This window comes from Tissierellales bacterium (genome assembly GCA_025210965.1).
GTDB lineage: Bacteria > Bacillota > Clostridia > Tissierellales > JAOAQY01 > JAOAQY01.
Genome location: JAOAQY010000120.1, coordinates 1 through 10,555 on the forward strand (window position 1 = coordinate 1; position 10,555 = coordinate 10,555).

Below are 10,555 nucleotides of genomic sequence, written 5' to 3' on the forward strand. Positions count from 1 at the left end.
CCTAAGAGGACAGTCAAACCTCACATTTCTAATCGGTGGATCACTAGGTCTAGACGATGAACTCAAAAACATGAGCGACTTCAAACTTTCGTTTTCAAAGATGACATTTCCCCATCAGCTCATGAAGATGATACTGCTCGAACAGATTTATAGGGGATTTAGGATTAGTAGGGGGGAACCGTATCATAAGTAATGGCGGTTTTTGTAGTGTGATAATATGGATATTTTTGCAATTTGAGACATAGTAAGCAAAAGTAAATAGATAGACTAAAAGATTTAATATAGTATTGATGGTTAGAGGAGGACGTTATGGGGCAAGTTGCACGAAATGCACTTAAAGGTTATACATTTCAGCACTACATATTTACGCTATTTGTAGCAAAGATGGATGTTGAAAGAAAAATCAAAAAAATTGAATCGGAAACAATTATTAGTGGAAACTTTGATGATTTATATATTGAGGCTAATGAGAATTATAGAATTCAAGTAAAAAATTACCCTAGTACTACATTGGATGACATTGTTATAACCAGAGACAGTGTTCGAATCAAAGGAAACTCTAATGACTACAATCAAGAAGAGAATAATATTGTAATAATTAATACTGATCAGATTGATACTGATTCAGAGTTCATGGGGTTTCCAGCAAGGAAAGTAAACGGAATTGTGATAATACCACTAACTCCCATTGATATACAAGATCTACTTGATGAAATGTTCAGTACTGAAAGTAGAGAAGTTCAGATAATTCAGTTCGCATTTTCTATGGTAACTTCTTCAAAATTTGTAATAAATGAAGAAGAACTTCCAAAAGTGATTAGAATGTCTTTAGACTTAAGTGAAAGAACAATCTTAATACGAGAACCATTAGATAAAGTGAAAAAGGGAATTTTATGGATATGTGGCAAGCCTGGCGTAGGTAAGAGTCATTATGTTGAAGAGTTGATTCAAAAGTATAATGATGCAATAGTATATAGATTTTGGACTGGGTCTCAAGATGAACGACTTATGAAACGATTGCAATTTGATGCATTTTTAGATGATGTGGCACTAGGAGTTTTCAATTCTCCAAGGAGTTACACTATTGATGAATTGATTCAAGAGATTATCAGACAAGAGAAAATATTAATTATTGATGGTCTTGATCATGTTGAAAATTATAATCCGAAAGAACTTCAATTATTCATAGACTTTATTGATTCATTGGAAGAGGCTCGTATGGTCGTTTTGTCAAGACCACTTTTAGCCAAGGTTAGTTGGAAATTGACGGAATTGATAAATTGGAGTTTTGACGAAACTGCATTATATTTGGCTATGGCTTACAACATCTGTGAATACAGAGTTGTTAAGAAAATCTATGAAGTTACTGATGGTTATCCGATAATCACTTACTTTATTGCTGAACATTACATAAAGCATAAAGTGATCAATATTGCGCTAGAGATTGAAGACATAAATCAATATTATGATATATTGATTGAAAAAGTTAATCCAAAATCGTTATTATCTATTTTTGCAACAAACAATAGTTTCTTTACAGAGTCTGAACTTAGTACTATTCTTGAAGAATCTTTCGTGGTAGATGCAATCATGGATTTTATTGAAGTGCATCCATACTTGTTTAAAAGGACGCTGAATAGGATTTCTTTAATTCATGATAGTTTTAACACATATTTGCGACATCAACTTGAAAGTTATCCAGAATTAGAAGGCAAAGTGAATCAGTTTGTACAGAATAGTTTGTTGAGTGGAGAAGTTAATTTCATGTCAAGATTGTCTTCATTTGAACTTAGTGAAGATTTCTATAAAAAACTATTATGGATGTATAGCGAGGTTGATAATTTTTCAGCCTTACTTGAAAGAACTTTTGATTATAATTCAATAACTTCATTTTACGGCCAGCTACAGAAGTTATTGGAGAAACGAGAAGGAGTACTAGATTTATATCAATATTATTCATTTGTCTTGGTTTATCAAATGGCTAATCGGAATGACTTAATTGGATATGATGGTTTAGTGTATCAGATTCTTGTATATATGAATAATCATGTAACTATAGAGGAAGAAATATTTAGTTCGGGTGTTTTATGGAATACTTACATCCTTTTAAAGTTGCAAGATGAAGCATCGTATAAAAGGTATTTGGCAGATAGCATGTATGATTCTAATCAAATTAATAAACTATATGAGACATTAAATGATGAACAATCTTACTTTGATAAAAGGAAAAACAAGCCAAACTACAAAGAAACATTAGAAAAGTTACAAGATAATGATATATTCGGATTTGATAAGCAAGATATCTTAATAAGACATATGGTTCAAGTCTGGATTAATCAAGACCAAGAGAATATCTATTTCAAAATATTGGATGAATACTTGAATAATGATGAAAGCATAGCAACATACCAATTAAGGAAAATCGTCGAAGAGAATGGTATTGAAGGTAGATGGTCAGCCAGAATGTTGGCATCAGTTAAATACCAACTAAATGAACTAGGTGAATTAGGAGAGAAGAATTTCTTTTATGGTAAAACTCTTGACGGTATTATAAGGGAATATGCTCCAAATGGATCTTTTGAAGCAGTAGGGTATGCGCAATCCTTTATAAGGTTAGCAAATCATGAGAAGAGACATATTGATATTTATTCAGTTAATCGAGTGTGGGCAATGTACTATAATCGAAAAGATTACAGTGTATATACTTTGGATAGTGCATTAAGGGTGTTTGAGAAATTTGGTTTTTTAGAAGAATTAAAATCGATTGATATACTAAGAACAGTTATGAATCAAAGTGAAAAAGGGATTAGACATCTACTTAGAAACTATATAGATATGAAAGATGAATCACTAATACATAAATTAGATCAAATTGGCACATTTGATGATAGTGATTTTCCGTTAGATATATTCGATTTAATACCTGAGAAAATAAATTGCCTTGATATTAAACACATTGATCGAAGAATATCTGAACTGCTCTCATACCATAATTATGGTGAAAACATTGAGTATCATGAAATAAGAAATGCATTACATAGTAAATACTGTAGTCGCGTTCTCGATGCCATAGATTACTTTGACTACAAAATATATGGGGCGATTGAGGATAAAGGTATTGAAGAATTGATCACATATAAGGGAATAGAAATCTTAAAAGAAGCAAAAGAAGAAAAAAGAAAATATATTCCATTTGAGCATGGGTGTATTCATGAAGCAGACATAGAGTATATTCATGATAATAATATTGGATATCTTGAAGTATCGAGATATACTGATGGATGGTATTCTTGTTTACCTTTCATTGACTTATATTCTTACTATAACCTAGATGATATCAAAAAGTCATACTTAGAAATATTACATAATGCAATGTTTGCGATAGTATCTGATAGAGAGTACATTGGTAATTGGTATTTATTGATTGGGAATATACCACAATTTCTTAATCAGTATGAACTAGAAATTGACTGGCATAGAATGTATGAAATAATGAAATGGTTTTTAAGAGAATCACTGATATATGACATAGAAGATAATGAGTAATAGGAATAGATTCATAGAGGTTGGATATGAAATTCGGGAGATTTTAATTCATAAATTTATAATTCTGTATGATTGCTAATTCTCATAAACCGCCGTTGCACATAGTACGGAGAACCGTATCATAAATAGTCCCAAACCGATTATATGATGAGTTATTTACTGATAAGATTAAGTTTATTATGACTCTGAATAGCGGTAATAAATTGATAAGACAAGTTGTTTGATAGTAGATATTGACATAGGTAATAATTCGGTTAGATAAATCGATTGGCGAGAATGAAGTTGTAATTATAATGATAATGATATTTATGAGTAATAGGAAGAATAATTAATTTTTAGAGAAATAACGTGAATATAATAGCGTTGTTTTTTGTTGACAAATAATACCATAGAGAGCAATATGTAATTAAGTTGTAAATATAACGATTAGAAATATAATAAAATCTCTTACTAGATGTGAAGAAGCGTTATATTCTTCTGGAGGGCGTGTAGAACTAACATAAATTATACTGAATTGACAAAAATGAGAACCGCTAAAAGGGTAGTATGAGTAAGTAAGATATATTTCAAAAGAGTATAAACGTGAATGGGTATGATGTCATGCATAATCTGTCGTTGGGGGAGAAAAATATGAAAAAGAAATACTATAAGCAAATGGATAAAAGGATAGATGGTGAAATTAAGAAAGCAAGAGCGGATAGGATTAAGTTCTTTAATATCCAAGAAGAACGGCTCAAATCAAGTAAAGAAGAATACAAGGACTCGTTATCATTTGAAAAGAGATGTGAAAACAACCTATCCTATGAAAAGAAGTACTCAGAGTTTAAACATAATTCATATAATTTTGTATTATTTAAGGATACAAAGTGGGGTAAAACTGCTGCGATGAGTGAGGAGCATTACATAGAAGTACGTGAGAAAAGTTTTTTTTATGTGGACTTTACCAACTGTGAGTTTACGAATATCATTTTTAATGGTTGCCACTTTATAGGTTGTAGGTTTGAAAAGTGTACAACAAATAGTGGTAAAGTGATTTTTCAGAACTGTTGTCTAAGGGATCATGAAATGGAGTACAATGGTACTACTCATCAGAACACTCAAATATCGACCGAATTTTGTAACTGTAGTATGTTACAAATAGATATACGTAATTCTCTTGCTGATGGTCTTATATTTGATTCATGTACCATCATGCTCAGCACAATGAAAGAAAACGAGATGCCAAATATAATATTTAACAATTGTGGCTTTTATGGACTCACTATAGAAGATTGTAAATTGAATGGTGCACAGATTAAAGGCACTACTAATTATGAACTAATATTTCTAAAATCAATACTTGATGGAGAAGTTGACACTGATGTTTATATAAGCAAGTTAAGTTTGAAAGGTTACAGGAAGAGGATTAAGGATGAGTATAAAAGACAGATGGAGTCAAGTTCATTGGATTTAATGAAAGAGAATGAGTTTATTAGAGATAAATACAGTGAAGTTGCAAAGCTATTTTATACAATTTCTGCTGTATTAAAAATTAGTAATTTCAATGATGACTATTCACGAGAATATTCATACATGCATAACAAGTATTTAATGATGACGAAACGTGATTTCTGGGATAAAAGTGTTCTTTTTTTAGGGTGGATACTATTTGGTTTTGGTGAAAGGATGAGCAGATTTGTATTTTGGGCATCTGGGTATGTTCTGATTTTCACCATAATATATATGTTTACCGGTATAAAAAATTCATCTGGTGAGGTTATTAAGTATGTATTAGAAGGTGGTACACCTGTACCAGTTAGTGAAATTATCAATGATTTTTTTGAATGTATGCACTTTAGTATTATTACTTTTTCGACAGTAGGGTATGGTAATATTACTCCTTATGGATGGAGTCTATTAGTATCCGCGGTTCAAATTATATCAGGTGTTGCTTTAGTTGCCTTATTTACATCGGTAATAGTAAAGAAATTTTTGAGATAATTCGATTTGAATAGAATTTTAAAGGGGGCAGTGGAGATATGAAAAAAGAGAGTTATAGATGTGTTGAATATTATGAGGGAGCAGATATGGCCAAAGGATATATGTTAAAAAAGTCGAAGGAAGTTTATGAGAGATTAGATAGTAACTATTTAGTAGATAATATCAATGAGGCAATTGAATTATACACTATTGATAAGTATGTTAAGGATGGCTTACTTCTACAATATTTAGGGCTTGACAATGAAGAATGGTTAAAAGAAAAAAACGGAATAGCCAAAGCCTCTGTTGGTAGATATATTGGTTCTCATCAGAATATTTTGGCAGAATATGAAAAACTGGACTTTGGAGGTAAAGAAACCTTTTGGAAAATTATAGGGGAAAGAAAGCTATCAAGTATAAATGAAAATAACTTGAAACAAGTGCTTGATGAACAAGAACATTTTGTGTGGCAGATATTTAAACTCAAAAAGGTTGTTATGTATTTTGATACTATACTAAGAGATTATATGATGGAAAACCCGGAGGGTAACTCACGGGGACGTACGTACTGTGCAATTTCTAACCCAAATCATCTAATTTTAAAGAACATCTTGCAACTAAAAAATGCAAGATGTTTTTTTAATTTCCTCTATATTCACCAATTTCTTCGCCAAGGAATACATCGGGGACGGTACCTGATCTGTGTTTGATTTTTAACAAAGTCAGGTCCGTCCCCGATGTGTTCCGTCTGAAACCCGCATGCTCACTGTTCTTGCCTATTTTGGCAAAGAAGACAAAGTTGTTTGCAGCTATGATTAGTTTCTATAAATACCAGAACCTTACATTGCACCAATCCTAGAATAAATATATAATAAAATTCAGAATGGAGGTAAACATGCCTATGGGAATAATAGTATTTGGTCTAAATGGTAGCGGAAAATCTACATTAGGAAAAGCGTTAGCGAGGTTATTAGGATATAAGCATATGGATGTTGAAGATTATGCATTTACTGAATCAGATATACCATATAAAAATCAACTCACAAGAGAAGAATACGTGAGTTTAATGCTAAAAGATATAAAAAAGTATGATGAATTTGTTCTATCTGCTGTTAAAGGAAATTTTGGTGAAGAAATATCTTCATTATATGAGCTTGGAGTTTTCATAGATGTGCCATATGATATTCGGGTTAAACGAGTGGAGCAAAGATCGATAGCTAAATTTGGAGATAGGGTAAAAAAAGGTGGAGACATGTATGAATCAGAGAAGCGATTCTTTGAATTTGTTAAATCACGTGATATTGTAAGTGTTAAACATTGGTCAGAATCATTGAATTGCCCTATAATTGAAGTGGATGGAACAAAAGATATTTTAGAGAATGCGGAATCGATAAAAGAAGAATATTTGAAAATATACACAGATCCCTAATAGCGCTAAATAAAATAGAAAATCAGCAAGAAGGTATAGAGTGTTTTGAAACATATATCAGATATATAGTAAGTGTATCAAAAACACTAGATAAAGAAGATATAGGTAAAGTGATAGAAGAAGTAAATCAGAATTATTCAGAAGGGAGTGAAGTTATTATGACTATAGCTGAAATTTGGGAAGCGCAAGGCATGGAAAAAGGTAGACAAGAAGAAAAACTAGAGGTAGCTAGAAATCTAATAAAAATAAATTTAAGCACAGAACAAATAGCTGAAGTGACAGGTCTTGAGCTTCAGAGAATAGAAAAACTGCGAGAGCAGATAGAGAGACAAGATAATCAAGAGACAAATTGAAAAATGAAGAACTCCTAAATTTAGGAGTTCTTCGCTTTTACATCATGATTTTATTTCTTTTGGAATATAATTTATATATAATAATCCAGCAAAAAAGACAAAATAAAAATCAGAAACAAAAAAGAAAGCACCTGAAATATAAATGATAGGTGAAAATAATAGTAAGAATACGAAAGTATTAAAGGCACGATATCCAATGATAGAATCGAAATATGATCTAACTCTACGTTTGTAATCAAACATTGAATTTAAAAACTTTAGAAATAGGATAAGAATTGTTGCTAAAATAATAGTTTCCATAAAAATATATACTCCTTTTGAAAAGATTTTTCATTAAAATAAATTATAAAACAATCAATCGCCACTATGCTGATATTTTTTCATCAAGCGACTAGAGCTATAAGCTACTCCAAGAGTGATGATAAAACGTAAGGCGAATTTTCCGTTGATAAATTTTGCTAATAGGACTACTAAAACCAATGCAAATAGGATTCCATAAAATAGTTTAGTATCATTTTTATCATTGTTTTTGTGAATATTTTTCTTATTGTACTTAGACTTTTTGTTTTTCAAATTAAACCTCCATAGATGTTTTGAATACATCATAATATAAACGATGATAAATGTAAAGGAATTTCAAGGGAAAAATTTCCATTGAAATTAAATAACGTTATTTTATACTTTGTATCTGATGAACAAAACGAGGACGGCATCTGATTTGTGTTTGGTTTTTATTATGTAATTAATTATATATGTTATAATTAAAATAGTATAATTAACTAAACTATATTTTAAAATTATTAAGCTAAGAGTAGATAAACAAAATAATTCCACAAGGAAGTGACATTATGAATCATAAGAAAACATTGATATTTTTGCTAGCAGCTATAATTATAGGTGGAGCAGCTTCTAGTTGTAAAAGTCAAACACTAGATTTAGAAAACAAAGCGGCAATATCCGATGAATCTGAAGTTACTTATTTACATATAGAAGATGCTGAACTTAGAAAGTATCTAAAAGATAATGACTATGTAGAAAATCCGTCAGCTATAAAACTTTCGGAATTAGAAAATTACAATTCATTTACAATCGATAATGTTGATGACAAATATAATATAAAATCTCTAAATGGTCTCGAAAAACTCGAAAATATTGAATTTCTTAATATAATTAATTGCAAAATAGAAAATTACGATGCTATAGGTAAAATGGATATGTCGACACTTTGGATTACTGATTCGCCCTTTAATGATGTAGACTTATTAAATAATTTGAATCATTTAGAAGAGCTTAAATTAATAAATGTAGGACTCGAAAAATTTCCCAAACTAAATCTCAACCAGCTTTCAATTTTGAAGCTGGTTGAAAATAATATAAAAGACTTATCTAATGTAAAAAAAAGCAACTTACCTCAGCTTAAAGAATTGAATTTAGCCATAAATGAAATAGAAAACATTGAAGCTTTAAATAGCTTAACCAAATTAAGGGATTTAAGCCTTAGTGAAAATAAAATAACTAAAATTTCTACACTGGAAGATTTGGTTAAGCTTAAAGACCTTACACTAGCTGAAAACTTAATAACAGATATTAGTGGATTAGAAAAATGTTATTGGATTGAAAATTTAAGACTATCAAGTAACAATATAACTGACTTAAATGCGTTTGCTAGCTTTACAAATTTAGCTCATTTAGATTTAGAAAATAATTCTATTTCAGACATAACTCCTATTTGTGGTCTCGAAAAACTTGATAGCATTGATTTAAATAAGAATAATATATCTGATTTGACCCCTTTGATGAAATTTAAAAGTATAGGATACCTCAATCTTTCAAACAATCCCATAAATTATACGATAACTATTGGAGATGAAGACACTACTAGGCATATAAACCAATTAGATATATCTAATTGCAATTTGAAAACGCTAGATTTCATTAAAAATTATGAGATAAAAGATATAACTGCAAGTAAAAATAATTTAAAAAATCTAAATGGAATTCAAAATATAAAGGGTTTAAAAACATTAGATGTAAGCTCTAATCATATAAGCAATATAGATGATTTAGAATATGCAGAAACATTAAATACACTTTATCTTAATGAAAATCAATTAAGAATAGGAGATAACGAACAATCTATATTGGGAAACTCTTCTTTAGAGCTCTTAAATATATCTTATAATTCTGATGCAGAAATAAACTTAGTTTCTGATAATAACTCCTTTAGAAATTTAGACTTTCTAGATATATCTGGATTAAATATATCACCTGAAATGAATTTTAAAGAAAATTTGCCGCAAATAAAAACATTATATGCAGAAAACTGTTCTTTTAAATCTACAAAAGGTCTTGAATGCGGAAAAAATTTGGAAATGATTTCTTTAAATAATTCTAAAATCAATGATTTCTCATTTTTGAATCGCTTGAGTTTTGAAAATCTTGAATCGTTATCACTGTCAAATACCGGATTAAAAGATTTGAGTTTTCTTAAGAACAGCACTAAAATTCTTCGTGATTTAGACATATCAAAAAATAACATAATTGATTTGAAGCGTTATATGCCGTGGCTAGAATCATAATGGTTAATTAGTATACACTTTTTATAATGGGAGATGTTATCATGCAAAAAAATTTTTTTAAATTTTCAATTTCAATTATTTTTATTTTAGCTGTATTTATATTTTTAAATCACTATGAAAATTCAAAAACTTATTCGTCAACAGAAACTTTGTCCAATACAGAAAAACTTGCTGCAATAAAAAATATAATAAATAATTCAAGTGATGAATCTTTAGCTATAGAGGCTGATGATATAAAAATAGAAAACATCTATACCCTAAATATCAATGATAGTAATTTAATCATTTTTCATGATATGAATTCTGAATTTCATTCTACTAATTTCATGGTTTTTGAGGAAAAAAATAAAGATTTGAAATTAAAGCTTTATGAAAATGATATACTTAAATTTAGTGTTTTAGATTCATCGTTTTTTTTATTAGAAACAAAAAGAATGGGCCGTGGAACTGGAGTTAGTGGTGCTGATTATTTAATGTACAATTTTGATTTTAACTTAGCTTGGGTTGGTGAAAGTTATTTGCTTGAATCGCCAGATGGAGTGGAAGTTACTAAAACATTAGGTTTTGCAAAACTTGATAATGATCATTTATACTACACTACTTCTCAAATATCTCTTGTCGATGAACAACCTATCGAATTCAAAGAATTTAGAACTGAATTTGAATATCGAAATAATAAATTTACTGAA

General features: G+C 29.7%; 9 protein-coding genes. 8 read left to right on the plus strand and 1 reads right to left on the minus strand.

The genetic code is table 11. The features are described 5' to 3' along the window. The 6 genes from N4A40_09165 to N4A40_09190 all read left to right on the plus strand — a co-directional run. Positions 1-193: 23S rRNA (pseudouridine(1915)-N(3))-methyltransferase RlmH (locus N4A40_09165; protein MCT4662015.1), on the plus strand; the 193-nt coding region annotated here is incomplete at its 5' end. A 116-nt stretch (positions 194-309) separates the two neighbouring features. Continuing rightward, positions 310-3,546, plus strand: a complete 3,237-nt coding sequence (locus tag N4A40_09170) for an RNA helicase domain-containing protein (protein ID MCT4662016.1) — start codon at positions 310-312, stop codon at positions 3,544-3,546. Positions 3,547-4,176: 630 nt separating this feature from the next. Further along, positions 4,177-5,526: an ion channel gene (locus N4A40_09175; protein ID MCT4662017.1), complete on the plus strand. Its 1,350-nt coding sequence runs from the start codon at positions 4,177-4,179 to the stop codon at positions 5,524-5,526. Between the two features lie 38 nt (positions 5,527-5,564). Next, complete coding sequence (locus N4A40_09180) at positions 5,565-6,215, plus strand: hypothetical protein (GenBank protein ID MCT4662018.1); 651 nt, start codon at positions 5,565-5,567, stop codon at positions 6,213-6,215. 185 nt (positions 6,216-6,400) lie between these two features. Then, entirely contained in the window at positions 6,401-6,934 is a 534-nt protein-coding gene (locus tag N4A40_09185; protein ID MCT4662019.1) for an AAA family ATPase, read from the plus strand. Positions 6,935-7,044: 110 nt separating this feature from the next. Then, the gene (locus N4A40_09190) at positions 7,045-7,287 is read left to right on the plus strand and encodes a hypothetical protein (protein MCT4662020.1); all 243 of its coding nucleotides are present in this window, start codon (positions 7,045-7,047) and stop codon (positions 7,285-7,287) included. Positions 7,288-7,641: 354 nt separating this feature from the next. Here N4A40_09190 and N4A40_09195 read toward each other — a convergent pair whose 3' ends face one another. Next, on the minus strand, positions 7,642-7,860 hold the full coding sequence (locus tag N4A40_09195) for a hypothetical protein (protein MCT4662021.1): 219 nt from the start codon (positions 7,858-7,860) through the stop codon (positions 7,642-7,644). Positions 7,861-8,135: 275 nt separating this feature from the next. On the opposite strand from N4A40_09195, the gene N4A40_09200 reads away from it, so the two are divergent. Beyond that, entirely contained in the window at positions 8,136-9,866 is a 1,731-nt protein-coding gene (locus N4A40_09200) for a leucine-rich repeat domain-containing protein (GenBank protein MCT4662022.1), read from the plus strand. Positions 9,867-9,907: 41 nt separating this feature from the next. Then, on the plus strand, positions 9,908-10,555 hold a 648-nt coding region (locus N4A40_09205), incomplete at its 3' end, for a hypothetical protein (protein ID MCT4662023.1).